The sequence below is a fragment of the Sphingomonas sp. JUb134 genome (assembly GCF_004341505.2).
Classification (GTDB): domain Bacteria; phylum Pseudomonadota; class Alphaproteobacteria; order Sphingomonadales; family Sphingomonadaceae; genus Sphingomonas.
Window position 1 is genome coordinate 384,909 of record NZ_SLYP02000002.1, and the last position, 26,415, is coordinate 411,323.

Genomic DNA, 26,415 nt, shown 5'->3' on the forward strand with positions numbered 1-26,415 from the left:
ATGCGCAAGGCCCTGACCCTCGCTCTCATCCTCTCGGTCGCGTCGCCCGTGCTGACGCCGGCGACGGCGCAGGACCTGACGCCGCTGCCGGATTCGGTGTCCTCCACCCGCGATGCCGGTGACGACGGCCGCGATGGCGGTCAGGACAGCTATGGCAGCGCGGACGATCTGGGATCGGCCGACCGCGTCGCGGCGCAGACCGGGGACGACTTCTACTGCCGCGAGCGGCGGCTCGGCACCTGGTTCTATTGCGACAAGCCGAAGGCCAAGCCCGCCGAGCAGCGATCGGCGCAGCCCGCGCGGTCCTCGGCCGAGCAGCTTGCGGCGATCTCGAAGCAGCTGGAGGAACTGAAGGCGCGGGCGATCCTCGAGCCGACGCCCGAGAACATCAGCCATTATATCGCTTTCCAGCGCGAGCAGCTTGATCGTGCCTCCTCTTTCGCGGACATGTGGCAGCGTACGATCTGGCAGAACCCGGACCTCGACTACACGCTCCAGCGCCCGGTCAACCAGCTGGGCAAGCGGACCTGGCTCGATAGCCGTAATGCGGATCGAGAGCGCGTGCTGTCGCAGATCTCGAAGCGGTACGGCGTGTTCTATTTCTACTCGTCGGCCTGTGCTGCGTGCGAAACCTTCGGGCCGATCATGCGCAGTGTGTCGGATCGCTTCGGCCTGACCGTCATGGCAATCTCGCTCGATGGCGGGCCGACCCGCGCCTTCCCGAACTATACGGTCGACACCGGCCAGTACAAGGCGATGGGCATGCGCGGCCAGCAGGTGCCCGCGCTTGTGCTGTTCGACACTGTCACCAAGCAGCCCATGCCGATCGGCTACGGCGTGATGGCGGCCGACGAAGTGATGAACCGCATCTTCACACTGACCAGCGTCAAGCCCGGGAGTGACTTCTGATGGTCCGCTCGATCGTCCGCTTCTGCGCCGCGGTTCTCGCGCAGGCCAGCATGATCCTCGCGATTGGAGGTCTCGTCGCTACGCCGGCGATGGCCGACGTCCAGGGCGAGATGAACAGCTATTTCAACAAGTCGGGCGCGGCCGCGAACGTGACCGGCCCGACCGCTTTCCAGGGTCAGTCGGCGGGCTATTATTCGGGTGGTTCGCTGTGGAGCCGCTTTCCGCAGAAGTCGATCAACCCGGTCAGAGTCGCGCTTCCCAGCGCGCGTGGCGGCTGTGGCGGCATCGACCTGTTCGCGGGGTCGTTCTCGTTCATCAACGCCGATGAGATCGTGGCGATGCTGAAGGCGACCGCCAACAACGCGATCGGCTTCGCGTTCCAGCTCGCGATCGACAGCATCTCCGCGCAGATCGGCGGGGTGATGAAGGACATGAGCCAGCGCGTGCAGCAGCTGAACGCGTTCAACATGTCCTCTTGCGAGGCGGCGCAGCAGGCGATCGGCTCGCTGTGGCCGGCGATGGACGGGGCGTCCTCGACGATCTGTCAGCAGGTCGGCGGGGCGAAGGGCTTCTTCTCCGACGCGGCCGCGGCGCGTCACGGCTGCACCAACAAGGGCGAGCGGGAGTCGACGATCGCCAAGGCCGGTGACGATGCCGAGCTGGTCCAGTCGAAGAACTACACCTGGTATGCGCTGAACGCCAAGAGCGCGACCAAGCCGTCCCGCGAATATGCCGAGTTCCTCATGACGATGGTCGGTACGATCATCTACGATGCGACCAAGGCCAAGGACAGCATGGGCGCGTTCCAGTTCATCGCGCCGGCCAGCTGGGACACCTATCAGGCGCTGCTCGACGGCACCGCCTCGGCGCCGACTGACGTGTGGCAGTGCGACACCACTGACGACAAGGGGTGTCTGAAGCCCACGCCTACCAAGCTGAGCATCTCGACCAACGAGGCGCTGCGTACGCGCGTCCTCAAGGCGATGGACAGCATGTCGGGCAAGATCCGGTCAAATGCCGCGCTGTCGGGCGATGAGATCGCCCTGCTCGGAATGACCTCGATCCCGCTCTACAAGATCCTTGTCGTCAACGAGGCGGCGCACATGGGCCTGTCGGGCGGCGATCGCGCGACGCTCGCCGAGATGGTCGCGATCGACATGCTGATGTCGATGCTCGACCGGATGCTGGACACGATCTCGCAGGCGCAGGCGGGCGCGAAGTTCGTCTCGACCGACGAATTCAAGGCGTGGCGCGCCCAGGTCGACAGCGTGAAGACCGAGCTGTCGCGGCGCAGCGAGAAGATGGCCGGGCAGATCTCCAATACCTACCGGGTGATCCAATACACCCAGTTCATGGAATCCACCCTCAAGAACACGATGAGCCCGCAGCTGTCGGCATCGCTCCGGTTCGGACGCGGGCTCAGCGCTCAGGGCTTGCGGTAACGCGGCGGCAAGGGAGCGACGGCGATGCTCGAAGTCTTCACGATCGGCGGGGGCGAATATATCGTCAACGTCTTCAACGCGGTCGCGGCATGGACCGGGGGCGGGGGCTATCGCTCGATGCTCCAGGTTGTGATGGTGATGGGCTTCATCTACTCGCTGTTCGTCGTCGCCTTCTCGCTCGACTGGCGGGCGTGGTTCAACTGGTTCCTGCAGTCGACGCTCATCTACATGATGCTGATGGTCCCGACCGTCACGGTGAAGGTGACCGACCGGATCAACCCCGCGCTCGCGCCGGCGGTGGTGGACAATGTGCCGCTGGGTCTGGGAGTGATGGCCTCCTTCACCAGCCAGGTCGGCGACTGGATGACGCGCTCGGCCGAGACCGTGTTCGTCATGCCCAACGCGCTCGCGCTGACCAACAACGGCATGATCTACGGTGCGCGGCTGATGGACAAGGCGCGCACGTTCCAGATCACCGACAGCGTCTTCCGCGCGAACCTCGACGAGCATCTCAAGCAATGCACCTTCTATGACGTGCTGCTCGGCTTCAAGGCGATGGACGATCTCACCAAGACCGGCAATCTGTGGGAATCGATCGGGCCGGGGTCGCCGGCGCGCAGCCAGCGGTGGATCACCTCGACAGGCCCCGGCACCACCGAAAATTCGATCATCCCGTGCAACGAAGCCTATTCGCGGATGGATGGTCAGTGGCAGACGGCGTACGACAAGGATCTGATCCCGTTCGCCAGGAACGCCTATCCCGGCATCGCCGACACGATCGCGGCCCAGCGCATCCGCGATGACCTGCCGGTGGTCGCCGCCCAGATGCACGGCACCTCGACCGATGCCTATTCGTACCTCAAGCAGATTTCGATGATCGACGCGTTCCTGGCCGCGCGCGAGAGCTTCTCCGACGCCGGGTGGGACGCCTATGCGTCGCAGCGCGCGGACGCTCAGGCCAAGAACACCTACACCTCGATCGCGACGCAGGCGATGACCTGGGTGCCGCTCCTCGGCATCGTCCTGACGGTCGTGTTCTACGCAATGTTCCCGGTGCTCTTCCCGCTGTTCCTGTTTCCCAGGACCGGCCTGCAGACGCTCAAGGGATATGCGACCGGGTTCTTCTATCTCGCCTCCTGGGGGCCGCTCTACGTCATCCTGCACATGTTCGTGATGAGCAGGGCGGCGAGCCTTTATCACGCGGCGGCGCCGATCGGGCCGACGCTGCTGGTCTCGGACGGCATGGCGAGCGTCAATGAATCGATCTCGACTCTCGCCGGCTTCCTGATGATGAGCGTGCCGTTCATCGCGGGCGGAATGGCGCGCGGCGCGATGGCGATCGCGGGGCATGCGACCTCGATGCTGCAGCCGGCGCACAGCGCGGCCGAGCAGGCGGCGACCGAGCGCACCACCGGCAACTATTCGTATGGCAACACCTCGTTCCAGAACCTCACGTCGGGCATGACCCAGGCGAACAAGTTCGACGATCAGCCCAAGTTCAATTCGGGCTATTCGGTCGGCACGTTCACCAACGCCGACGGTGGCGTGACGTACGGCTTCGCGGACGGGACCAACGCGTTCGATACCCGCCAGGGCATCTCGAACCTCGCATTCACGCCGACGCGGACCGCCGGGTTCGACAGCAGCATGAGCCGGGCGCTCTCGGACGGGCAGACGCACACCCAGTCGCTCCGCAGCGCGGCATCGCAATCCTGGAACGCTACGGCGACGACGGCGACGGATCTGTTGACGGCCGCTGAGCATCGGCGTGGTAGTTCGACCGAGACGGGGTCGGGGTTCAATAACAGCATCACCAGAATGACGGAGGCATCTCGGAGCCTTTCCACCGGACTGAGCAATCGCTTTGGTCTTAGTGAGTCCGATGCACAGCAAGTCGCCCGTGCTTCGCAGACCACAGGCGACGCGAACGCCGGCATAGAAGTTCTTAAGAAGTTGTGGGGCGTCACCGGAAGGGCTGGCCTCAGCGGTAAAATCGCATCGATCGCGACCGAAAATACGAACAGGACGCTGTCGGCCGATAACGCCTACGGGGAATTACAAGACTACATTACAAAGGAAACTAACTCGACGCAGGCCCGGGCAGCACGCGACGAATTCATGCGTGAATCTAGCACGAGCGGAGATAGCGAGGTTCGGTCGCTGTCGCAGAAGCTGGGCGTCAGCGTCGGGGAATCGCGGTCGGCGTCGTTGGAAGCAACTCGAGCCGAAGAGACGTTCCAGCGGGTCAGCAACGATGTCAGGGAGGCCTCGGCGCGGGGCTGGTCGCTCAATCGGAACGAGAGCCAGGAGTTTGTCGTGTATGCCCAGGAGCGGCTTCTCGGCGACGACACGCTGTCGCAGTTCGGGTGGACGCCAGGCATGGTCATGCCGCGCACGCCGCAACAGGAACAGGTGCGCGATATCCTGCTTGGCGAATTCATGGAGCGCCGCGTCGCATCGGTCCGCGACGAACTGGGTGTAAGCGTGCCTGAGCGTCTGTCGGGGCAGTTGCATGGCCCCGCATCGGCGACCCCGGGTGCGGTAAACCAATGGGGCAACCAGCGCGCAGCCGGTGTCAGGGCACAAGGACCGGACGTGTCGATCCGCGAAAGTTCGCGCGATCTCGACTTGGCCGGCAATGTCGCAGACGCGATCCCGAATGCGTCAGCGCGCATCACCCGTGGTGCATTCGAGGTCGGCAACGGTGTCGACGAGGCGAGAGGGACGGCGGGTCAGCTAGGTGACCATGTCCAAGAGCGCAATGATGCGTGGATCACGACGACACTTCCCGGTGTTGAGGGCGCGCGCAACTGGGTCCGTGACAATCTCGGGATCGGAGCTGGCACCAGCCATGTTTACGAAGTCCCGCGCGGTGAACGTGCGATGCTGCCGATTTCGGGGCGGCTGAGTTCGGGAATGGGTGGTCGGATCGACCCGGTCACTGGCGAGCCCGGACGGCATCACCGAGGGGTGGATATTGCCGCGCCAGCAGGGACGGAGATCCGCGCACCTGCATCGGGCCAGGTCATCCGAAACGACTTCCAGGCCAACGGGGCCGGCAATTATGTGGTCCTGCAGCACGGCGACGGGTCGCAGAGCAAATACTTCCACATGCAGGATCGGTCTGGCTTCCAGGTCGGCAGCACGGTCGAAGCTGGGGCGGTGATCGGGCGTGTTGGCAGCACCGGGAAATCGACCGGTTCGCACCTTCATTATGAATTATGGAAGGATGGCGCTCCGGTCGATCCGAGGCGGTTCCAGCTTAGGAATGGCCGGGAGTGAAGATGAAGGCGAAAGCCATTACTATTGCAATAAACACAAAGAAAAGCTTTGCATGTGAGTTGTCGCTCACTTCGGGTGGCTCAAATTCATCGTGTCTAGTGGCTTCAGCCAATGCCTCCCGGCCTACATGCGTCATTTGATCGTACATGTTGCTAGGATTGATATATCCGTTTGAAGACGAGCCACCGATTGGGAACCGATCCCAGTCCATCTGGCCAGGTTCGTGGTTCAACATGGCCGCTCCTTCCTCAATCCGTGGCTGACCGTGCTGGTCAGAATTAGGCTTGCAAAGCCTAGCATATCGGATTGAGTTTGGCGAGGATTTTCACCCGTACTGACGGAGTGGGCACGGTGGAGCAGGACGGCGAAAACCCGCGCACGATCGAACGCTACGAGGCGCTGCTGCGCGAGCATCTGCTGTTCTACGATGCGCTGCGTCTGCGCGAGCGCCGGCCGAGGAGCGCGGCGCAGCGCCAGTTCCAGGACGTGGCGTGGGGGAAGGCCGCGCCGGTCACCGATCACGAGTGCGCCTATGTCTGGCACCTGAAGGCGCGCGGGATCGCGCCGTTCAACACGCCGGCGCCGGCACCGCATATCGACGACGTGATGGCCGGATTCGACGTCGGCGCGCGGCCGGTGAGTGGCGACGTCGGCACGAAATGGGATAATGCCTGGCGCGAGTATCGTGGTGGCCGGGAGTTCTTCTAACCTGGGCACGATGAAGGAGCCGATCGATCTGCAACCGATATCGCCTGAGCGCCAAACAGGCCGCGGTGATGCGGGCGGTCGGATTCGAGCCGCCTTATCCCGAGGACGAGACCTACCCGGTGCCGCGCGAGATCTTCCCGACGGGCAAGAAGACAGCGCGCTACGGACTGGTCGTCAGGCGGGCAGGGGAGGGTAACCGTCCGCTCGAACCGGTCGCGATGGAATGGGGCTTCCCGACCAAGGTAGCGAGCAAGCGCGACCCGGCGGTCAAGCTGGACAAGTTCGTCACCAATGCGCGGAATCTCGCATCGTCGATGTGGAAGCCGTCGATCGCGAATCCCGATCGGCGCTGCCTGGTCCCGTTCACGCACTTCGCCGAGCCGCATCCCGACGGCGGGACGGGCGACGATGGCAAACCCCGCCAGATGTGGTTTTCGCTGCCCGACCAGCCCATCGCCTTCTTCGCCGGTCTGTGGCGGCCGACCGAGCGCGGCGATGCCTATGCCTTCTGCACCACCTCTCCCAACGCCACCGTCGATCCCTGGCATCCCAAGGCAATGCCGGCGATCCTTCACCCTCGCGATTTCACGGCATGGCTCGACGGCAGCTATGAAGACGCCCTGAAGCTCGTCCGCCCCTATGAGGGCGAGATGAGCGCGCAGGAGGCAACTCCCGATGGCGGCGCGACGTGAACCGGGCTAAGGCCGGTCCAATCATTCACCACCGGGACGTGTTCATGACGACGACATCCGATCTGGCCGAACAGCTCTCCAATACCCATGGCCTCGCAAAGGCGGACGCCAGGAAGGTCATCGATGCGATCCTTGCGAACATCACCGCGGCTGTCGCGACCGGCGAGGAAGTCAGCCTCAACGGGTTCGGCAAGTTCAAGCTGAAGGACACCCCAGAGCGCCAGGGGCGCAACCCGTCGACGGGCGAGGCGATCACGATCGCGGCGTCACGCAAGCTGACGTTCGCGCCGGCGAAGGCGGTCCGCGATCGGATGAACGGCAAGTGATAAACGGGCCAGGGTTTTAGAACGCTGGCCTAAACTGAGGGGACTTCATGGCCGATACCGCAGCCGACTACCGCGCGAGGGCAGCGGCCGACCTTGCCGAGGCCCAGCAGCTCGTTCTGCCCCATGCTAGGGACCGTATGCTGCATTCGGCCGATCGCTGGTCGAAGATGGCTGATGCGGCCGATCGCCGTGTCCGGTAACGAAAGCACGACGGTCGCGCTCGACGTGGCTAACTGGTCAGCGGTCCAGGCAATGGTCGAGCGTCTCGACGACAGGGCTGTGATAGCGATCTACGAGCTGGCCGAAGGCGCTGGTCCGGTCGCGGACCTCGCGGCCGCACAGATGGAAAAACGCAACCTCGACTATTGAGCCAAGTTAAGAGTTCGGCCGCTGGTTAAGCCGCTGTTGCCAAGCCGGCACAAGCCACGTTCCTGTTGTTCCTGTCAGTTAGAGAAGACACGTTCTTCGCCAAGTAGACATGACACCGTCTGGTAGCAGCGGGGGCAGCGTGGAGCCATCCAAACAGCGCAGCGCTGCCCCCGCTGATGCGATGAACTTGCGGCTCCTGCCCCCGGACCCGCTGCGCCAGCAGCGGGCTCGGTCACGCCAGTTTTCGAGCGCTCGAGCTTTCCCGAAACTCCGTCTCCGACGCCGCATTTCGGGAAAAGGCAATCGGGAACATATTTCGGGAAAATCAGCCCCGGACCCGCAAGGCGTAGCCGGTTTGCGACCCAGGATCTCGATCGCCGTTCGTTTGAGGGAAAGGAGATGACCACCAAGCGGGGGCGTGGTAGCCCTCAGCTATGCCAGCACCGAAGCGCGACGCGCTTCGCACTCTATGCGTGGGAACCGCTGAGCCTCCGCCAAAGCAGGCGCGGGACCGGCCTATCTTGGTTGAGCGGCTTCCAACTGGCGCAGCAGCCGGTGAGCATCGAACGGCTTGGGGAGGAAGGTGGTCTGAGGCGGTAGCTCGCTGTCCGGGATATGGAGATTGCCCGACACCACGAACAACACCGTCGGCGGAAACCGCTCGCGGACGTAGTGGGCGAGCTTCACGCCATCCATCGAGCCCGGCATCTGCACGTCGGTCAGGACGGCGCGGACCTCCTTGTGGTGGTCGAGGATGCGGATCGCGTCGTCGGCGTTCTCGGCCTCGAACACCCGCCACCCGGCGGCCTCGAAGAAGTCCACCAGATCGAAGCGGATCAGGGCTTCGTCCTCCACGATCAGGATCGTCTTGGTGCCGATCGGCGTACTCTGGCCCACGCTTACTTCCCGGTCACGATTGCGGCGTCTCCGAGCCGCGCTTCCAACTGAAAAACCAAACCTTCCGGCCGGTAGTCGGTTGCGGCCTGCCCCCGGAAATATGATCGAAGCGACCGCTCGATGAGGGTGGACCCGAAACCCTTCCGTTTCGGTAACGATACTTCTGGCCCTCCCCGCTCCTCCCAGCGCAACGCGAAGCGGGCGTCGGCATCATCGCCTTCGACGGTCCAGGTCAACGCGACCGTCCCGTTGTCGTTGGACAGCGCGCCATATTTGCTCGCGTTCGTCGCCAGTTCGTGAAGCGCGAGCGCGAAGGCCATCGTCACCTCCGGTTTGAGCGTCACCGAGGGTCCGTTGATCAGGATGCGCCGGCCGATCAGGCCATGGGGCGCGAGCGCGCGCTTCGTCAGTTCGCAAAGATCGGCTGACCGCCATGACTTGCCCGTCAGCACGTCCGTTGCCGCGCCGAGCGCCGCGAGGCGGGCGGACAGGTCATGGCTGGCCGTCTCGGTATCCGGCGCGTTGCGGAGCGTCTGCTGGGCGACGGACTGGATGACGGCCAGGACGTTCTTGAGGCGATGTGCCAGCTCGCCGTTCATGAGCTGCATGTCGTTCTCGACGCGCTTCCGCTCCCGGAAGTCTCGCGTCACCGTGCCGTAGCCAATCAGCGCGCCGTCCGCGTCGGTGATGGGGAACACCGAGTAGAGCGCGGGGATCGGCTCGCCCGTGCCGAAATGGCGGAAGTCGATCTCGCCCGCCCAATGACCATCGCGCGCGACGGCCGGCAGCACCTCGTTCGCGACCTTCGCAGCCTCCTCCGGCATCAGGAAGTCCGCGATGGACAGCGAGCCGGCATCCGCCCCCCCCTCCAGGCCCACCATCCGCCGGGCGGCGTCGTTGATGTAGAAGACGGTCCCGTCCGTCCGCACCATCCCCACGAAGTCGTTGCTGTTCTCCACCAAGCGCACGAAACGGTCGCGCTCCTCCTCGCTGGCGCGAAGGTCGCTGATATCGCGCGAGACGGACAGGATGCGTGCGGGCCGACCGTCCGCGCCGGGGATCGGGCTGACCGCGACATGCCACCATTTGACCGTGCCCCGCATGGTCGCGGCTTGACCGATGAAGCTGCGGCTTTGCCCGGCCTTGGCGGCGGCAATGGCCGCTCGCGCTTCGTCATTGCCCTTGTCCCGCCAGAAGTCGGGCCAGGGGCACCCGGCGATGGCGTTGAAGTCGCTCACCTCCATCACCTTCTGCCCGCCTTCCGACATGAAGGTGAGACGGGCATCGAGATCGAGAATCTTGATGCAGTCGGTGGAGCTGGAAAGCACGCCCGAGAGGAAGGCTTCGCGTTCGGCGAACCGAGCCAACGCATCATCCTTCTCCACGGTGAGCCGGCGCGCGCGCGCGAACGCGGCGCGCAGTTCGGCTGCGAAGACGGCGATCCCGGCCGCTACCAGCACGAACAGGATGCTGCCGATCCATTGGGCGTCCGTCAGCCACAGGGGCTCGCGCGCGTTCCCGATCGATAGGCCGGCGACGACCCCGGCAAGGACGCCGGCATAGACCCCCGATCCCCTACCCAGCACGAGGCCGATCGCCAGCACGACCGGGATGAACAGCAGCCAGGGGACGATCGAGCTGATGACAAGCGCACGGAATAGTCCGACGACGACGATCAGGACCGTCGCGGCGGCGTAGCGGGCTGGGGTGGAGATCGGATGGCGGAACGACCACGACAGCAGGCGATCGACAAAGGGCAAGGTCTTGGTGTTCGGCATGTCCAAAGCTCAAATAGGGACATGAGCGCCCCCGCCCGCCCCCACACGCTGATAGCATGGTGCGAGCTGAGGGCGAGAGGTCCCGCAAGCCGGTAGGGTGTGGGGCTGCTTTTCCCGATCAACGATCGTTTTCGAGACGCTGGCGGGCACGCCATCCGGTCATCCCGTCTGCCGGCGGACATATTCGCCCAAGCCGCGGGCAACGAGCTCATCATCGGAAAGGCGAGGGCCTCGCTTCAGGCGCTGATTGCCCAGTTTGCGGCGATCCAACTTTGGCCCAGGGGGGACGGGCGAGGGGGCCTTGAACATCCCGCCGGGCTGAGCGGTACGGGCGGGCTCGTTGTTGTTGCGCTTCGCGTGGTGCGGCTGCACCTGCTGGATGGCGTGGGCGAGCGCCAAGGCAGCGTCGAGATGCTTGTTGTCGACCACCGGCGCCTGGTTCACCCGGCGCATCTTGTCGAAGACCCGATAGGGGAGCACCTCGCGCTCATGCTGGATCTCGAGCCGGCCATCAGGATACTCGCACACATCCACCTTCTTGCGGGCGAGACCCTGTGTGACCGGGGTCGGCTCCAGGATGAACATCGCCTTATTGTAGTGGAGGGTGAGGGCACCGGTGACGGTGCGCTGCTCGCGCCAGACCATCTCGGCTTCGAGGTTCTCGTGGATGGCCAGCGGTCGGTGTAGATCGCGCGGGTCGAAGGGCGCCTTGGCGAACCGTTGGTTGTGCTGCGCCATGTAGGAGGGGAGGAAGGCGTTGGCTTGGTCGATGGTGTCGATGCGGTGAAGCCGCATCGCCTTGACGAGTCGATCCTGCAACGTGGCATTGGCGCGCTCCACGCGGCCCTTCGCCTGCGGCGAGTTCGCGCAGATCAGGTCGATATTCAGCCGTTCCAGCGCGCGTCCAAGATGGGTCATGCCGTCGCCGTTCGCCGAGGCCGTGTTGTTGCGGAACGCGCTGTGCTTGTCCGTATAGAAGGCGACCGGCTTACCGTGCCGTTCGAGGTACGTCCGCGTCGCGCGCATGTAGGAGAAGGTGCTTTCGCTCTCGACCATCTCGAGGTGCATCAGTTCGCTCGTGGCGTCGTCGATGAATACCAGGAGCGTGCATTGCGGGCCGCGGTCCTCGAACCACCAATGCTTCGAGCCGTCGACCTGGACCAGCTCGCCGCGACACTCGCGCCGATAGCGGGGTTGGTACGGGCGAGGGCGCCTGGCGGCGCGGTCTTTCCAAAGGCCGGCTTCCATCATGATCTGCCGCAGCGTCTCGCACGACAGGCCGAGGCCGTGGCGTTCGGCGAGATATTCGCGCGCGAGCGTCGGCCCGAAGTCGGCATAGTTTTCTCGCACCAGCGCGACCACCTCGGCGCGAAAGGCATCGCTGTAGCGCCGATTGCTTGGCCGCCCGCGCTTGCGCGACACGAGGCCCGCAGCGCCTTCCTGTCGAAGGCGATCGAGCAGCCGGTAGATTTGCCGCCGCTGGAGGCCCAGCAGCTCCATCGCGTCCGGGATCCGGATTTCGCCACGGTCCAGCCGCATCAGCGTGTCGAACCGGCTCACCTCGGCAGCACTCATTGTCAGCACCGTCATCGCTTGCACATCCTCGCTGCCGAGGATGGCCATGACACCGGCGACCCGCTGGCACTCGTTGTGCCTTTTCTATCTAGCGGAGGAGTGTCATTTCTACTTAGCACCTACACCTGTTTTGTTCGATAATAGTTCTTATGTTAAATCAATGGCTTAGCAGATTTCCGGCATCGTTCTTGCAGAGACTGACGTGGCTTTTTCGCAGCTAAGGCTTGCCAGTCAGTCGCGAGTTAGCCGCGCCGTCGTTCTCGCGCGCGAGCGTGTCGCGGATCTTCGTAAAGATCCTGCAGCGCGCGCAGCCGAAACGCATTCCACCAGCGTTGCCAGCGATGCTCCTCGGCATCGTGGAGCATGTGACATCGCTGGCATAGCGCGGCGAGATTGCGCGGCGCGCTATTGCCAGGATCATGATCCAGATGCGCGCAGGCCAGCACGACATAGGTGATCCGCACGACGTCGAGCGCGAAGAGGTCGCCGACCTTCACCCGTCGCCCCTCTCCCGATCGCCAGCATCGCGCTTCGCTATCCCACCAGCGCCCATCGCCCAGATGCGCGACGTGCCGAAGATGCGGTCGCCGGCAGCGTTCGCAGCGCCCTCCTGCCCGCACGAACCGGATCTGGTCCGACAGCAGCGGCCAGTCGATCGGGTACAGCCAGCGGTTTTCGGGGCGGATCGGCATCCATGACTCTATGAGTCATGCGAAATGAGAACAAAAGGAAAATCTCGTTCCCTTCATGTTCTTATCCAGCATATCATGCGCGCATGTCCGCGTGTGTGATTCCCCTGTCCCAACCGATGCCGATCGCCGATCTGCCGCCAGCGTTTCGCCTGAGGGTGGTGAGCGCGGCCGGCGCTGGCTTCCCCTCGCCTGCCCAGGACTGGGAGGAAACCGCGATCGATCTCGTGGCGCTGCTGCGCCTCGACCGCGCCGCCAGCTTCGTGTTCCGGGTCAGCGGACAGTCCATGATCGACGCTGGAATCTATGATGACGACGTGGTGGTGGTCGATCGCGACGCCACGCCGGTTAGCGGCCGCATCGTCATCGCCGTGGTCGACGGGGGCTTCGTGATCCGCCAGTTGGTCTGGCGCGACGGCAAGCCGGTCCTCGAGGCCCGCAACGCGCGGATGCGCTACGACGCGGTGATCGCGGATGAGAGTGTCGAAGTGTGGGGCGTCGTCCGCGCCTCCGTGCGCAACCTGCAGGGCTGACCGCCATGTGGGCGATCGCTGACGTCTCCAACTTCTATTGCTCGTCGGAGAGGGTATTCGACCCGTCGCTGCGCGATAAACCGCTCATCGTGCTGAGTAACGGGGACGGCTGCGCCATCGCGCGCTCCGAGGAGGCCAAGGCGCTGCACATCAAGATGGGTGCGCCGATGTTCAAGATTCGTGATATCGTCCGCGAGCATGGCATCCAATACCGCAGCAGTTCCTACGAATTGTATGCCGACATGAATCGTCGCTTCAATCAGGTCCTCGCCGAGCACAGTTGCACGGTCGAGGTGTACTCGATCGACGAATCGTTCTTTCGCCTGCCGGTGCTCCCGAACGGCCTGGGCGACGTGGCGGCCGCGCACCGCGTGATCGCGGCCGTCAAGCGTGCGACGGGCCTGCCGATCCGCATCGGGCTTGGCCCGACCCGGACGCTGAGCAAGGTTGCCAACGCCCTCGCCAAGGCGTCGGAGAAGGTCTGGAAGGGCGTGGTCGACCTGCACGACATCGAGCTGCGGCGGCGCCTGTTCGCGCAATGGCCGGTCGAGGAGGTCTGGGGCATCGCGCGAGCGATGACCGAGCGGCTGCGACCGCTCGGCGTCAGGACGACGGCCGATCTTGCCGCCCTCCCCCCGGAGGTCGCGCGCGACGTGGGGACGGTGGTGCTGGAGCGGCTCGTGCGCGAGCTGAACGGCGTCGAATGCACCGATTTCGAGCCGGAGCCGCCCCCGTCCAAGGCGACCGCGGTGACCCGCTGCTTCGGTGAGCCGGTGCGCGAGGTCGCGGCGCTGCGCGAGGCGATGGTGCGCCGCGCGGTCCGCGCGGCCGAGAAGATCCGCGCGCAGGATCTCGCTGCCACCCGCCTGATCGCCTTTGCCCACGGAAGCCGGTTCAAGCCCAACGCGCCGTCCGCCTCGCGCATAGCGCGGCTGTCGCCGGCGACCAATGATCCGCGCGTGATCGGCGGTATGGCGGGCCGCATGGCGGATGTCATGTACGAAACTGGCGGCGTCTACACCAAGTGCGGCGTCATGCTCGAGGGGCTGGAGCCGATGACCGCGCACCAGGCCGACCTGTTCGCGGTGCCCGATCCGCGATCCCCTGCCCTGCTCGCCGCGATCGACGGGCTCAACGGGCGGTTCGGCCGCAACACGATGCGGCTTGCCTCCGAGGGCTTTGGCCAGAAGAGCTACGACACCAAGCGTGCTTTCAAGAGCCCGTCCTGGACCACGCGGATCGATCAGGTGCCGATCGCGCGGTGAGATCAATAGCGATAGCCTGCCTGCCGGCAGGCCGCTGCCAGCTTCATCACTCGCCCATCCTTCGCGCCGTACTGGCGCAACCGTGCGGAATAGCTGTCGCAATAGCTTTTCGCGCGAGCGGACAGTGGCACCCCGTTCGGACCTCGCGCGGTCGCCGCCCCGCCCCGTTCGGCATAGCCACGAGCAGTCGCTGACTGAACCTGGGTGCGCGCTTGCGCGCCCAGATCGACTGCGCCGGGCATGTCCTGCGCGCCGGCAGGGGTCGCGATCGCGAATATCCCGACCGTGAACACAGCAACCAGGCTACGCATTCGATGTTCTCCCTCGAATTTCCGTCAGGCCATCAACGATTTGGCGGCAGCATCGTGCCGGTCGCGGGAGCGATTATGGATACAGGCGGTTGTAGAGGTGATGAACACGTCGACCGTACCTTTCGCGCTCGCGGTCGATGACGTCCCGATCATCCTGATGGACATGACGCTGATCCTGGAGGACGCCGGCTTTCGCTGTCATGAGGCGATGGACGGCGATACCGCGATCGTGCTGCTGGAGGAGCAGGCCGACAACACCATCCTGCTGTTCTCCGATGTCGAGATGCCGGGATCGATCAACGGCTTTGCGCTGGCGCGTCATGTCGCACAGCACTGGCCCTGGATCGAGATCGTGATCGCCAGCGGCAATATCTGTAGGCGCTTGCAATCATAACGGCGCCTGCTCGCAAACAGCCAGATTTTCTGCTCACGCTATCTGCCACTGGCGCGTGGCAACCTGCTCAAATTATCTGCCAGTGTGCTCGCCATTATCCGGCGCTGCTTGCAAACGAGGCGTCATGCTCACGCTTTCTACCAGTGGGTTCTCCAAACCCGTCGCCGGCAGACGCTTTTGCGAAGCACGTTTTCAGAACAGTTCTGACAAGCGGCGGGCAGCAGAAATGCGGTGCGGTCATGGCCCGCCGGCAAGGTCGTCAGAAAGGAAGGCTTTTGCGAACAGCGGGTGGCGCATAGAGCGGGCACAGATATACGTTTACGACTGAACCAGTCGAAGCGCGCTGGCCGCGACCGTCCCGAATGGGATCAATGGTCGGGATAGGATTCTCTTCATGCCCCAGCCGGTATAAAGGAACCGCCCCGATCGTAGCGGCTGCGTCGTTATCCCGCCTACCCAACCCGTGGGCTCGACCTTCGGCCCAGCCGGGCCCGCCTCAACGTGGCCCGTCGACTGCGATGACCGCGGCGTCGTCTAGCTGGAACCGGCCAAAGTCGTCGTCGCCCCATAACGAACGCTCCAGCCGGCCGACAAGCCGGATCGGCTTCCCGGTCGGCATTGACCCATAAGGCAGCGAGTATTCATGGTTTTGCGTCGAGGGAGCCGATCATAGGCAGGAATACGGCACAACCCGTTTCCTTGCAGGAAAGATCAAGCACCAGGTTCTTCCCCGATCCGTCGTTCCGCCCAGCAAACGTCCACAGAAGGCTGCGGCGCTCGGGATAGTTCGGGTCGGCGACACGGTAGGAAGCTACGCCTGCGGGGCGGCCGTCGAGCGTGAGCTGATCCGCTTTGTAGTTGGTCCCGGAGCTCGCGATCGGCAGCGCCGATCCTCGGCCTGTCACTGTGAACATGCCTTCGTAGCCCGGCCCGCGCAGCAGGAACACCGGATCGTCTACCGGGTCCTTTCCCGCCTTCAGAGTCGCATCTGATGGAATGGCGACCGTGCAGCACGAAGGGATCCCGACCGACTTCCAGCCGGCCGGGACCTCGGGTTGCGGTGCGTTCGGCGAGCAGGACACTAGCAGCAATCCCGCTACCGACCACACCGCGACCCTCATATCACCGCACTCCGTAGGCGTTGCGAAGCGCTGTCGTCTCCGTCGAGCACGGGGTGCGACGCACCACGCCCGCCGGCTGACTATAGTGCATGACGCACGCCGTGTTGTTGGCTTCACCGAAGCCCAAAGCATGGCCGAGCTCATGCGTCATGGTCGACTCATAATCAAACGAGCCGGAAGGAGGGCTCGACCGAGTAGACGGGCAATGGAACCGCCCACCCGACTCATCGCCATAATACCAGAGGTAATCGGCCTTCACGATCACGTCTGCCTGGGTGATGGTCGATCCGCTGGTCCACAGGTTGGTCGACGCGAGGGCGGTCGAGTTGGTGGGATAGCCGTCCTCCACGGTCACGATCTGAGCCGTGGTCTCGGTCCCTCGCGTGGTGGTCAGGTTATTCGCCGCGTCCCACTGATAGTAGAAGCGCGACCCTTGAGCGTTCCAGTTGCTGACCGCTCGCCCGAGGGCAGGGTCGCAGCCCGCCGGCATGGCGATGTGCAGGTACACCGACTTGGTAGGGACATGTTCGCGGGCTTCCGGCCCAAGCCTGCCGCCACGCCGGAGAAGGCACCTACCCCGGATCGTGCTGGCGCGGCGAGCGGCGGCAAGCCGGATCAGGCCAGGGCGATCGAACGCTATGCGCGGGCGTCGGCCGACATAGGCCGGATGCGCGCGCAGGAGCTGCCGGTGCTGCCGCATCAGGAGAGCGCGTTGCGCCGCGCCGGCGAGGCGCTGGACCAGGTGCGGCCCGATGCTGCGCGCGACCTCGCTTCCGCGTTCCGTCGCGATCCTGGGCTGATCGGGCAGGCGGCGGAGGGCAAGACCGGCGGCGCGGTGCGCGCGATGGCCGAGGAGCGCCGGGTGCGGCTCGACTCCGACGCGCGCGCCGACCGGTTTGTGGAGAGTTGGCGGGGACTGGCGCGCGAGCGGGCAGGCGGCGACCAGGTCCGGGCCGAGAAGGCTACCACGCGCATGGGCGCGATGGCCGAGGGCCTGCGCCGGGACCCTGAGCTGGCGAAGGCGCTGGAGCGCCGCGCGCCCGAGCTGGAGCTGAAACTGGAGCGCGGCCGGAGCATCGAGAAATCGCTGGAGCAGTCGATCGGGATCGGCCGCGAGCGCGACAGGGGCATGAGCCTATAAGGGGATGACGTGTGACGGATGAAGAAGGGCCGAATGAAGCCGCACAGGCGTTCGAAGAGCTGCGCGCCGAGGTGACGCTGATGCGCCGTGCCGTCGAGCGGCTGACGGCCGAGCGCATGGAGGTGCCGGAACCGCCCGACTATTCCGAGACGTTAGGCGTGATCGCCAACAACATCACCGCCACCGCGCAGCGCGTCGATATGCTGGTCAAAAGCCCGATGCTGGCGATGACGCCCGAGCTATTGGCGGGACGGATCACCGCGGCGGCAAGCACGGCGCGCCAGGAAGACCGGCAGACGATCGCTACGGCGCGCACCGGCCTGGAGGACGTGACGCGCCAGCTTCACAGCTATGTCGTGTCGGCGCGGCGTGGCGATGAGCAGAACCGCTGGCTGATGTGGAGCGCGATCGGCGGGATTGTGGTCGGCATGATCCTGTGGGCGGTGTTCGCCGGCATTGTCGCGCGCGCCGTGCCCGCGAGCTGGCAATGGCCGGAGAAGATGGCGGCACGCTCGCTCGACCTGCCGATGTGGGAAGGCGGCCAGCGCCTCATGCGGGCAAGCGCGCCCGACGCTTTCGCCAACATCGCCGCGGGTGATCGAATTGTGACCGCCAATCGTGAGGTGCTGGAGGCGTGTCAGAAGCGCGCCAACAAGACAGGAAAATCGGTGCAGTGCACCGGCACGGTCGAGCCAGTAGGCAAAGAGGCTCGTAAGTGAGGGTAATCGTCTTGCAATCCGTATTACAAGGCAATACCAGAACATACATGGTACGCCGGAGAGGCATATGGCAGACGATATCGTTGTAACAGTGCGGGTGCCGAAGAAGCTCGCGCAAAAGGCACGGCAAGTTGCTGATAGTCGTGACGAAACAGTGAGTCAGGTCATCCGGCGAGGCTTGCGTGGCTATGTGGGTCGCGCGCCAAAATCGATTAAGAATGAGGACGCAGCCTAATGTCAGAATCCAAGCGCAAGGCGTCCAAGAAGTCACCGGATTATAGTCCGGCAGCTATGGATCTGTTGAACGTCGCAGGGGGCGGCAATTTCAGAACAGTACTGGCGGATCCGCCGTGGCAGTTTCAAAACCGTACCGGGAAGGTGGCACCCGAGCACCGCCGCCTAAACCGCTACGGGACAATGACGCTGGACGAGATTTGCGAGCTACCGGTGCAGGAGTGCGTTGCGCCAACCGCCCACCTCTACCTGTGGGTGCCTAATGCGCTCTTGCCGGACGGCTTGCGTGTAATGCGGGAATGGGGCTTTGAGTATAAATCCAACATCGTATGGCGGAAGATCCGCAAGGATGGCGGATCTGATGGTCGGGGCGTGGGATTCTATTTCCGCAACGTTACAGAACTGATCCTATTTGGCGTCCGGGGCAAGAACGCCCGCACGCTTGATCCGGGTCGGACACAGGTGAACTATCTTGAGAGCCGCAAGCGGGAGCACAGCCGTAAGCCTGACGAGCAATATCCGCTGATTGAGGAATGCAGCCCCGGCCCGTTCTTGGAGATGTTCTCGCGTGGAACGCGGCCGGATTGGACCGTATGGGGCAACCAGGCGGACGAGGAATATACCCCTTCCTGGCCGACGTATGCCCATCACTCTAGGGCTGGGCTGGTGGCGGAAGCGGCTGAATAGGCTCAGCAAGGATCTCCTGCTCCTCCTCGCCCTCGGCGATGGCGCCCACGTCGAGATGCTCATCGAAAGTGACGATTGAGCTGGGTAGTCCAATGAGGAGGAGCGGGCATGGATTGCCGACGCCGCGGTGCACGCGATCTTCTAGCTTTCGCCAATGGGTCGTGGCGGCCCCATATTTATCCTTCACGAAACTAAGCGACCAAGCGTCTGCAAAGGTCGCGCCGCCTGCTCGCATACGCCGAGCAACATCGGCCTTCTGCCGGGGGGTGGGCGTCAGTCCCAAAGATCCAAGGTCATCACTCGACTCCAGACCCCGCTCGGTTGCAAACCGGCGGACGAGCTGCACCATGTCGTCCTGTAGGCTCGATCCCCGCGTGACAATCACGCCAACGCTGATCGCCCCCTCCGCGTGCAGCCGCTTAAAGTTCTCCAGGTCGCGGTCGAAGAATGGATCCTTGTTGTTCCACTCGATTTCGAGCGCGATGACGCGGCCATCGGCGAAGGTACGGACATGATCGACCTCATGGGAGATCGACTCCCTTTGGACGCCGTTGATGCGCTTTTCGATCGTGAAATTGACCTTGTGCCAGCCCAGCTCGGCCAAGGCGCGCCGGAGACGCTGAGTGCCCTTTGTCTCGCCTCCACCCGAGCCGATGATCTCCTCAATTGGGATGGATAGCGCGCCGAGCGCCGCTTCCAACTCCCCGATCGCGTCGGGAAAATCGACGCTCAGGATGGCCGTGGCATGGCTGTGAAACTCAATTTGGAAGCCGCGAGCGGCCAGATCTTCAAACATGCTCGTCCAAGAGTCGCTTCTGATGCGCCCAGGTGCCATAGATTGCCGGGCTAGGGCGAGGCCCCTATGCTCACCGAGGCGATTGCGCACGAGAGGATTGGCCACCTATCCGACTTTGCCGGCAAGCGGGTAGAGCGGTGGTGGGTGGATGCCCTGTTTCTCGCACTAGATCGTCTCATTGAGGATAGGGAGCTGGACGGAGAGCGCGTCAGCCCTGAGCGCTACGGCTCCCTATTGGGGCGATCGAGCTTCGCCCAAATTGCGGGTGCCCGCAGCTTGGAGAAGGATCTTGCGACCAAGCACCTAGTCGCCCTCTACACCGCTTGTGGCGGTAGAGAGCGCTTTTCCGATCAGCACGTCCGTGAGCGGACGGAACTGACCATACCCGATGTTCAATGGTTTGCCGCTAACGACAATCGACCCCAGGGAGCTGTGCATCCCTCAAATCCACGGTTCACTACCCGCTCTGCTGAGGCCTTGGCGGGCGATTTTACATTGGAGGATCTGGGCTTCATCTTCGTTCCTTCGTCACTACGACGAAGCCCAGATCCTCCTTAAATCACAACCTCAAATCTGTGCCATTGGTGCTGACGGCGGACACGCGACCTTGGTGAGCTTCGAATCCGTGCCCGCGGACTTGAACGCGAACGCGGCCCCGGCTGCCGCGGTGCTGGCGACGGCCGCTCCAACGAGCACCTTCTGCTTCGTGTCCATCAGACTGTCCCTCTCTCAAGGGGCCGCGCGACCGACGTGTTCCTGCTCGTCCTCTCCTCATCACCAGCGGATGCAATCTTGAACGCCAAGATTTGTGCGCGGTGGATCTGGGGAGGCTCGGCGAACAGCGAAGCAGCGCTTCCGGATAGCGCCGTGCCGATTTCGCCCGACAGATGCGTCTCGCGCCCTGCCTCGTCGGCGAAGGTATCGAGGATGGCGAACCGAGTCTTTCCGAGACGCAGAGCGTACCACGACAGGGTGCCAGGCTCCCGCTCCACGGCCGATCGGGCTCCTTGGAGGAAGCGGGCAACCTCTTCCTCCGCACCGTCCCGTGCTTCAAGCGGAACATGCAGGGCCAAGCGCGGCAGGGCGTCCGCCGCCGGCACCTTGAGGGCGAGGATGTCGGCCGGCTCGATCTCCGGCAATCCGTTGAGGATGGTGAAGGTCTTCACGACCAGCGCCCGGCCGACCGTGCCGAACAGATGCTTCAGCCGGCCGGCATTGCCGGGGAAGGTATCGAAGATGGCGAAGTCGGCGGGGCCAAAGCGCAGCGCGTACCAGTGCCGCGTGTCCTGCTCATGCTCGACCGGCTCCAGCGCACCCCGGAGGAATTCAGCGGCATCTTCCTGGTGGGTCGGCCCGGCTTCAATGCCTACGAACAGTGCCTTGTGCATCTTTTCTCTCCTTGTTCCGATGGTAGCGCCTCGAGCTCCACGGAAGGCGTCCTGGGCCTAAATCATGGGAAGTTCGCGCGGCCGGGCGCCGACAGCCCGTTCGGCCAGGGCGACTTCCCCGGCCCGCGCACCCCTGGCGGGCGCGTGCTGGAGGAGATCGCGGCCAGCCACGGCGCGACCGCACGCCAAGTGGCGCTTCGCTTCCTGGTGCGTCGGCCATCGCTGTTCGCTATGGTCAACGAGTCCTGACCCTAGGTCTGCCGACATACTTGGTCGCAAGCTGATCGACACCGCCGCTACACGTGCTCCAAAGCGGCGGTGTCGATCGGCATCGATAAGCGTCCTGTTCCCGGTTATTCCGCCAATCAACCGTGCGGGCGCATAACAACCTTGATCACACCTTCTTCCTTGTCGCGGAATTTAGCGTACATTTCTGGCGCGTCTTCAAGACTGGCCGGGTGGGTGATCACGAAGCTGGGGTCGATCGCGCCCGCGACGATTTTTTCCAGCAACGGTCTAGTATAGCGCTGCACGTGGGTTTGGCCGAGCTTGATCGTTAGTCCTTTGTTCATCGCTGCACCGATCGGAAGCTTGTCACCCATCCCGACGTAGACGCCGGGCACGGAGACCGTGCCGCCCTTGCGGCAGCTCATGATCGCCTGCCGCAGGACGTGGACGCGATCAGTGGCGAGCATCATGCTTGCCTTCACCTTGTCCATGACCGCGTCCGCCGCCCCGTGCGCGGCCGCCTCGCAGCCGACAGCATCGATGCAGCTGTCGGGGCCCCGGCCCTTGGTTCGCGCCTGCAGCTCGTCGTAGACATCGGTTTCGGCGAAGTTAATCGTCTCAGCGCCACCGGCCTCCGCCATGGCGAGTCGCTCGGGCACCTCGTCGATCGCGATCACGCGGCCGGCGCCCATCATCAGCGCGGAGCGGATGGCGAACTGGCCGACCGGACCGCAGCCCCAGATCGCGACGGTGTCGCCATGCTCGATCTGCGCATTCTCGGCGGCCATGTAGCCGGTCGGGAAGATATCCGATAGGAAGAGGGCCTGCTCGTCGGTAACGTTGTCGGGAATCTTGATCGGACCGACATCCGCCATCGGCACGCGGAGATACTCCGCCTGACCGCCGCAGTAGCCGCCCAGCATGTGGCTGAAGCCGAACAGCCCGGCGGGCGAATGGCCCATCGCCTTGGCGGCCATCTCGGCGTTCGGATTGGTCCGATCGCAGGCCGCAAACAGACCCTTCTTGCAGAACCAGCAATCGCCGCAGCTGATCGTGAACGGCACCACCACCCGGTCCCCGATCTTGAGGTTGGTGACCTCGGACCCGAGCGCCACGACCTCGCCCATGTTCTCGTGGCCGAGGATGTCGCCGGCCTCCATGGTGGGCTGGTAGCCATCCAGCAGGTGAAGGTCCGACCCGCAGATCGCGCAGGCGGTTACTTTGATGATCGCATCGCGCGGGTGCTTGATCTCGGGATCCGCAACGGTGTCGACGCGGACATCGCCTTTACCGTGCCAGCATAGTGCGCGCATGTCGTTTCCTCATCTGAGTGCATGTCCCTGTCGTCAGGGCCATGTCTATGACGCTCAACGCCTTGAGCCGCGGCATGGGTCCCTGTCCATTTGATTCGTTTACATCAACGAGCGGCCGTAAAACGGCCGTACGGCCAGCGGGTTGAACGCAGACGGCATGCCCGGCTTGAAAGCCAGCAAGATAATGAAGTGGGTCGCCCAGGCCGTGCAGCCGGCCGACACGATGGTGATAGGTTCTCACAGGCTGCGCGTCTTCCGCCCTGAGCGTATGGCATGGTCGGCCAGGGCAAAGGACGCATAGATTCCGCAGAGGCAAACCAGGCCGGCGAGCAGCACCAACCACAGATCGTGGTCGTGCCGGACGCAGTCGAAAACCTGTACGACCTGGGAGTACATCATGCTCGGCTAACGGCAAGGCGTTAAGACATCTCCAACCGGCTCATATCGGCTTTCCCTGGCTGTGATCCAGGACCAAGGAAGCCGCAGTCGGGTTCTGCGCAGCCATGAACACTTACGTTGCCGAGCCCGCGCCTGTCGTCCGAACCGGCGACCATGCTCGACTGACATAACTTGATTTCGGTCCTCCGGGTCGGTTCCCAGTCGCTACAAAGATTTATGCCTCGCATCGCCGTGGCGCTGGTGGCATTAAGGGCATGATCGGAGGATTACGTCCATGGCACGCAAGAGCATCAAAAGCGACGCGGTGAAACTCAAGGGCGAGACGGCCAAGAAGGCACCGCCGCTGCCGGCGGGTGCCGACCAGCCGACGAACTATGCCGAGCAGCAGGGCCATGGCGGCGAAACCCGCCAGACGACCTCGGACGCGGCACTTACCATGACCACGCAGCAGGGCATCCCGATCGCGGACGCCCAGAACAGTCTCAAGGCGGGTCTGCGGGGCCCCACGCTGCTCGAGGACTTCATCCTCCGCGAAAAGATCTTCCATTTCGATCACGAGCGCATCCCGGAGCGCGTCGTCCACGCACGCGGCTATGGCGCGCACGGCGTGTTCGAGCTGACCGACAGTCTGGCCGACTACACCCGCGCCGACGTGCTGAGCACGGTCGGGCAGCAGACGGAGGTGTTCGTCCGCTTCTCAACGGTAGCGGGCAACAAGGGCTCGCGCGATCTGGCGCGCGACGTGCGCGGCTTCGCCGTCAAGATGTACACGAAGCAGGGCAACTGGGACATCGTCGGCAACAACATCCCGGTGTTCTTCATCCAGGATGCCATCAAGTTCCCCGATCTGGTCCATGCGGCTAAGCAGGAGCCCGACCGGGCGTTCCCCCAGGCGCAAACCGCACACGACAATTTCTGGGATTTCGCCAGCCTCACCCCGGAAGCCTGGCACATGATCATGTGGATCATGTCCGATCGCACGATCCCCCGCTCCTTCCGCACGATGGAGGGCTTCGGCGTCCACAGCTTCCGCCTGGTGAACGCGGAAGGCAGGTCGACCTTCGTCAAGTTCCACTGGAAGCCGCGCCAGGGGCTCCAGTCGGTGCTGTGGAACGAAGCGGTCAAGATCAGCGGCGCCGATCCCGACTATCATCGCCGCGATCTCTGGGAGGCGATCGAGAGCGGTGACTTCCCGCAATGGGATCTCGGCGTCCAGCTGTTCGATCAGGAAACCGCCGACAAGCTTCCCTTCGACCATCTCGACTCGACCAAGCTCATCCCCGAGGAGGACGTGCCGGTCCGCATCGTCGGTACGCTCACGCTTAATCGCAACGTCGACAACTTCTTCGCCGAAACCGAGCAGGTCGCCTACTGCACGCAGAACATCGTGCCGGGCATCGACTTCAGTGACGACCCGCTGCTGCACGGCCGCAACTTCTCCTATCTCGATACCCAGCTGAAGCGGCTCGGCAGCCCGAACTTCACCCACCTGCCGATCAATGCCCCGCGCTGTCCGGTGATGAACTTCCAGCAGGACGGCCACATGGCGATGCGCAATCCGAAGGGGCGCGTGAACTATGAGCCGAACAGCTGGGGCGCGGAAGGCGGTCCGCGCGAGAACGCGGAGATCGGCTTCACCAGCTTCCCCGCCGAGGTTCAGGGGACTAAGCAGCGGGTTCGGTCCGAAACCTTTGCCGATCATTACAGCCAGGCGCGGCAGTTCTATCTCAGCCAGCAGCCGATCGAGCAGAAGCACATCGGCGACGCGCTGGTGTTCGAGCTGTCGAAGGTAGATCGTGTCGACATCCGGGCCCGGGCGGTCAGCCACCTGCGCAACATCGACGAGGATCTCGCCGCTACCGTTGCGGACGGGCTCGGCCTTGACCTGCCGGACGCCGCCAAGGCGGCCAAGCCGACGCTAGACCTGCCGACATCGTCGGCGCTCTCGATCGTCGCCAACGGCCCGGCGAATTTCGCCGGGCGAAAGATGGGCCTGCTGCTGACCGATGGGTCGAGCGCCGAGCTGTTCAATGCGCTGACGAAGGCGCTGGAAGCCGAAGGCGCGGTCTGGGAGGTGGTCGCGCCGAAGATCGGCGGGGTCACGCTCGACGACGGCACCAAGGTCGCGGCCAAGCAGAAGATCGACGGCGGACCTTCGGTCCTGTTCGATGCCGTCGCGGTGCTCCCGTCCGAGGAGGGGGTTGCGATGCTCGCCAAGGATGCGGCCTCCAAGGACTTCGTGGCGGACGCGTTCGGCCACTGCAAGTTCATCGGCTACACCGATGCAGCCGCCACGTTGTTCGACGCTTCTCGGGTGCCGGAGCTTGACGATGGCTTCGTAGCCCTAAGCAAGAGCAAGGACGTCAAGGCGTTCGTCACGACCTGTCGTGACCTCAGGTTCTGGGCTCGGGAGATGAAGGTCGATCTCGACGCGGCGGCCTGACGACCCTGGCGGGAGCGGCAGGTGGACGTCCTGCCGCTCCACTTAACGGCAAGCCTCATATCGCACGGACGTGGGACGTGCTGCCTCGCTCGCGTTCAACGGGATCGGGTCATACCATCGCGGGCCGCGGTAACGACCCAGCGGCCGGTGCGGCCCGCGGTGCGAACCGTCCAACAACGCCCGGTCTCTGCGAGGAACCGGGCGTGGATCCCTGCCGCATGCTGGACGAAATCGTAGAAATCAATCCTGTGGTGCGCGAGCACGATGATGCCGCCTGGGCGCAGGCGAGCGGCCATCTCACGCGCAACCCGGGCCATCTCTCGCGCTGAGAGGTAATACAGGATCTCGGCGATCACGATCACGTCATAGACGAGACGTGGCGGTCGACCGGGGAGCACGAGCAGCGATGCGCACGCACGAGGCCAGGCGGCAACGGCGCGTGCCGTCAGGTCGACCCCCTCCCTCGTGCCCTCGGTCGCATCGAGGCGCAACGCCATCCTCGCGATCGCGGCACTGTTGGATCCGTTGCCGCTGGCCAGCTCCAGCACCCGTCCGACCGGTCGGTGACCTATCGCGTGCAGGATCGCGGCACGCTTCACCGCCTCGTCACGGGCGGTGAAGGTGCGCCAGGGATCGTCGTCGCCGGCGAACTTGGCGGCGAACCCGGCAAGATCGATCGGGCTCGTCACTTCGAACCCGGCCGGTAGCGCTCGACCGGACGAGCAAAGGCCGCAAGCTCGTGTCTCGCGATCGTGAAGCCTGCTGGATCATCGGAA

At 64.2% G+C, this 26,415-nt stretch carries 29 protein-coding genes; 16 read left to right on the forward strand and 13 right to left on the reverse strand.

All coding sequences use genetic code 11. The features are described from left to right. The 3 genes from traF to EDF69_RS18195 are packed head-to-tail and all read left to right on the forward strand — an operon-like array spanning nt 1 to nt 5,633. Nucleotides 1-909, forward strand: coding sequence for a conjugal transfer protein TraF (gene traF / locus EDF69_RS18185; protein ID WP_010409241.1), 909 nt, complete (start codon nt 1-3; stop codon nt 907-909). Beyond that, the gene (locus EDF69_RS18190; RefSeq protein ID WP_132884331.1) at nt 909-2,351 is read left to right on the forward strand and encodes a conjugal transfer protein TraH; all 1,443 of its coding nucleotides are present in this window, start codon (nt 909-911) and stop codon (nt 2,349-2,351) included. The genes traF and EDF69_RS18190 overlap by 1 nt, the downstream gene beginning before the upstream one ends. 24 nt (nt 2,352-2,375) lie before the next feature. After that, complete coding sequence (locus EDF69_RS18195) at nt 2,376-5,633, forward strand: conjugal transfer protein TraG N-terminal domain-containing protein (RefSeq protein WP_010409239.1); 3,258 nt, start codon at nt 2,376-2,378, stop codon at nt 5,631-5,633. On the opposite strand, the gene EDF69_RS18200 is transcribed toward EDF69_RS18195, so the two are convergent. Beyond that, nucleotides 5,614-5,868, reverse strand: a complete 255-nt coding sequence (locus EDF69_RS18200; protein WP_029623254.1) for a hypothetical protein — start codon at nt 5,866-5,868, stop codon at nt 5,614-5,616. The genes EDF69_RS18195 and EDF69_RS18200 overlap by 20 nt on opposite strands. Nucleotides 5,869-5,975: 107 nt before the next feature. Between EDF69_RS18200 and EDF69_RS18205 the strand changes: the two genes are divergently transcribed. From EDF69_RS18205 to EDF69_RS18225, 5 genes are read left to right on the forward strand one after another with little or no spacing between them, the layout of a single operon-like run. Then, a complete protein-coding gene (locus EDF69_RS18205) occupies nt 5,976-6,341 on the forward strand; it encodes a hypothetical protein (protein WP_241231411.1) in 366 nt (121 codons plus the stop codon). Between the two features lie 26 nt (nt 6,342-6,367). Further along, on the forward strand, nt 6,368-7,033 hold the full coding sequence (locus EDF69_RS18210; protein WP_269747821.1) for an SOS response-associated peptidase: 666 nt from the start codon (nt 6,368-6,370) through the stop codon (nt 7,031-7,033). A 44-nt stretch (nt 7,034-7,077) separates the two neighbouring features. Beyond that, on the forward strand, nt 7,078-7,359 hold the full coding sequence (locus EDF69_RS18215) for an HU family DNA-binding protein (RefSeq protein WP_010409234.1): 282 nt from the start codon (nt 7,078-7,080) through the stop codon (nt 7,357-7,359). Between the two features lie 47 nt (nt 7,360-7,406). Next, complete coding sequence (locus tag EDF69_RS18220; protein WP_007406311.1) at nt 7,407-7,559, forward strand: hypothetical protein; 153 nt, start codon at nt 7,407-7,409, stop codon at nt 7,557-7,559. Beyond that, entirely contained in the window at nt 7,534-7,728 is a 195-nt protein-coding gene (locus tag EDF69_RS18225) for a hypothetical protein (protein ID WP_010409232.1), read from the forward strand. The genes EDF69_RS18220 and EDF69_RS18225 overlap by 26 nt, the downstream gene beginning before the upstream one ends. A 516-nt stretch (nt 7,729-8,244) precedes the next feature. Here EDF69_RS18225 and EDF69_RS18230 read toward each other — a convergent pair. The 4 genes from EDF69_RS18230 to EDF69_RS18245 form a co-directional block, all read right to left on the reverse strand. Further along, nucleotides 8,245-8,625, reverse strand: coding sequence for a response regulator (locus EDF69_RS18230; RefSeq protein ID WP_010409231.1), 381 nt, complete (start codon nt 8,623-8,625; stop codon nt 8,245-8,247). A gap of 2 nt (nt 8,626-8,627) precedes the next feature. Then, nucleotides 8,628-10,403: a sensor histidine kinase gene (locus EDF69_RS18235; protein ID WP_010409230.1), complete on the reverse strand. Its 1,776-nt coding sequence runs from the start codon at nt 10,401-10,403 to the stop codon at nt 8,628-8,630. Nucleotides 10,404-10,562: 159 nt separating this feature from the next. Next, the gene (locus EDF69_RS18240; protein WP_132884332.1) at nt 10,563-11,993 is read right to left on the reverse strand and encodes an ISNCY family transposase; all 1,431 of its coding nucleotides are present in this window, start codon (nt 11,991-11,993) and stop codon (nt 10,563-10,565) included. 227 nt (nt 11,994-12,220) lie between these two features. Next, entirely contained in the window at nt 12,221-12,670 is a 450-nt protein-coding gene (locus EDF69_RS18245) for a hypothetical protein (protein ID WP_007406364.1), read from the reverse strand. 116 nt (nt 12,671-12,786) lie between these two features. Between EDF69_RS18245 and EDF69_RS18250 the strand changes: the two genes are divergently transcribed. Further along, entirely contained in the window at nt 12,787-13,200 is a 414-nt protein-coding gene (locus EDF69_RS18250; RefSeq protein ID WP_007406310.1) for a LexA family protein, read from the forward strand. Nucleotides 13,201-13,205: 5 nt separating this feature from the next. After that, nucleotides 13,206-14,465, forward strand: a complete 1,260-nt coding sequence (locus tag EDF69_RS18255) for a Y-family DNA polymerase (RefSeq protein WP_007406368.1) — start codon at nt 13,206-13,208, stop codon at nt 14,463-14,465. A gap of 2 nt (nt 14,466-14,467) precedes the next feature. Here EDF69_RS18255 and EDF69_RS18260 read toward each other — a convergent pair whose 3' ends face one another. Continuing rightward, on the reverse strand, nt 14,468-14,776 hold the full coding sequence (locus tag EDF69_RS18260) for a hypothetical protein (protein ID WP_010409222.1): 309 nt from the start codon (nt 14,774-14,776) through the stop codon (nt 14,468-14,470). Nucleotides 14,777-14,876: 100 nt separating this feature from the next. Between EDF69_RS18260 and EDF69_RS18265 the strand changes: the two genes are divergently transcribed. Next, on the forward strand, nt 14,877-15,170 hold the full coding sequence (locus EDF69_RS18265; RefSeq protein ID WP_231738481.1) for a response regulator: 294 nt from the start codon (nt 14,877-14,879) through the stop codon (nt 15,168-15,170). A 641-nt stretch (nt 15,171-15,811) separates the two neighbouring features. Here the strand turns inward: EDF69_RS18265 and EDF69_RS19740 are convergent. Next, entirely contained in the window at nt 15,812-16,291 is a 480-nt protein-coding gene (locus EDF69_RS19740) for a hypothetical protein (protein WP_231376736.1), read from the reverse strand. 1 nt (nt 16,292) lies between these two features. Beyond that, the gene (locus EDF69_RS18275) at nt 16,293-16,799 is read right to left on the reverse strand and encodes a hypothetical protein (RefSeq protein WP_066282988.1); all 507 of its coding nucleotides are present in this window, start codon (nt 16,797-16,799) and stop codon (nt 16,293-16,295) included. 15 nt (nt 16,800-16,814) lie between these two features. On the opposite strand from EDF69_RS18275, the gene EDF69_RS18280 reads away from it, so the two are divergent. From EDF69_RS18280 to EDF69_RS18295, 4 genes are all read left to right on the forward strand, one after another. Then, nucleotides 16,815-17,432 carry a hypothetical protein gene (locus EDF69_RS18280; RefSeq protein ID WP_066282979.1) on the forward strand — a complete coding sequence of 206 codons (618 nt, stop codon included), beginning with the start codon at nt 16,815-16,817 and terminating at the stop codon, nt 17,430-17,432. An 11-nt stretch (nt 17,433-17,443) separates the two neighbouring features. Next, entirely contained in the window at nt 17,444-18,151 is a 708-nt protein-coding gene (locus EDF69_RS18285; protein WP_183937292.1) for a DUF6118 family protein, read from the forward strand. A gap of 67 nt (nt 18,152-18,218) precedes the next feature. Then, nucleotides 18,219-18,386: a hypothetical protein gene (locus tag EDF69_RS18290; RefSeq protein WP_154651464.1), complete on the forward strand. Its 168-nt coding sequence runs from the start codon at nt 18,219-18,221 to the stop codon at nt 18,384-18,386. Continuing rightward, nucleotides 18,386-19,072, forward strand: a complete 687-nt coding sequence (locus tag EDF69_RS18295; protein ID WP_029623207.1) for an MT-A70 family methyltransferase — start codon at nt 18,386-18,388, stop codon at nt 19,070-19,072. The genes EDF69_RS18290 and EDF69_RS18295 overlap by 1 nt, the downstream gene beginning before the upstream one ends. Here EDF69_RS18295 and EDF69_RS18300 read toward each other — a convergent pair. From EDF69_RS18300 to EDF69_RS18315, 4 genes are all read right to left on the reverse strand, one after another. After that, nucleotides 19,038-19,868, reverse strand: a complete 831-nt coding sequence (locus EDF69_RS18300; RefSeq protein WP_010408784.1) for a BglII/BstYI family type II restriction endonuclease — start codon at nt 19,866-19,868, stop codon at nt 19,038-19,040. The genes EDF69_RS18295 and EDF69_RS18300 overlap by 35 nt on opposite strands. Before the next feature lie 567 nt (nt 19,869-20,435). Then, nucleotides 20,436-20,582, reverse strand: a complete 147-nt coding sequence (locus EDF69_RS18305) for a hypothetical protein (RefSeq protein ID WP_018250478.1) — start codon at nt 20,580-20,582, stop codon at nt 20,436-20,438. Next, the gene (locus tag EDF69_RS18310) at nt 20,582-21,256 is read right to left on the reverse strand and encodes a putative quinol monooxygenase (RefSeq protein WP_010408781.1); all 675 of its coding nucleotides are present in this window, start codon (nt 21,254-21,256) and stop codon (nt 20,582-20,584) included. The genes EDF69_RS18305 and EDF69_RS18310 overlap by 1 nt, the downstream gene beginning before the upstream one ends. A 365-nt stretch (nt 21,257-21,621) precedes the next feature. After that, a complete protein-coding gene (locus tag EDF69_RS18315) occupies nt 21,622-22,797 on the reverse strand; it encodes a zinc-dependent alcohol dehydrogenase (RefSeq protein WP_035366856.1) in 1,176 nt (391 codons plus the stop codon). A 673-nt stretch (nt 22,798-23,470) separates the two neighbouring features. Between EDF69_RS18315 and EDF69_RS18320 the strand changes: the two genes are divergently transcribed. Then, nucleotides 23,471-25,639 carry a catalase gene (locus tag EDF69_RS18320; RefSeq protein ID WP_018250473.1) on the forward strand — a complete coding sequence of 723 codons (2,169 nt, stop codon included), beginning with the start codon at nt 23,471-23,473 and terminating at the stop codon, nt 25,637-25,639. Between the two features lie 95 nt (nt 25,640-25,734). Here EDF69_RS18320 and EDF69_RS18325 read toward each other — a convergent pair whose 3' ends face one another. Beyond that, entirely contained in the window at nt 25,735-26,328 is a 594-nt protein-coding gene (locus EDF69_RS18325; RefSeq protein WP_132884333.1) for a class I SAM-dependent methyltransferase, read from the reverse strand. Nucleotides 26,329-26,415: the final 87 nt, after the last annotated feature.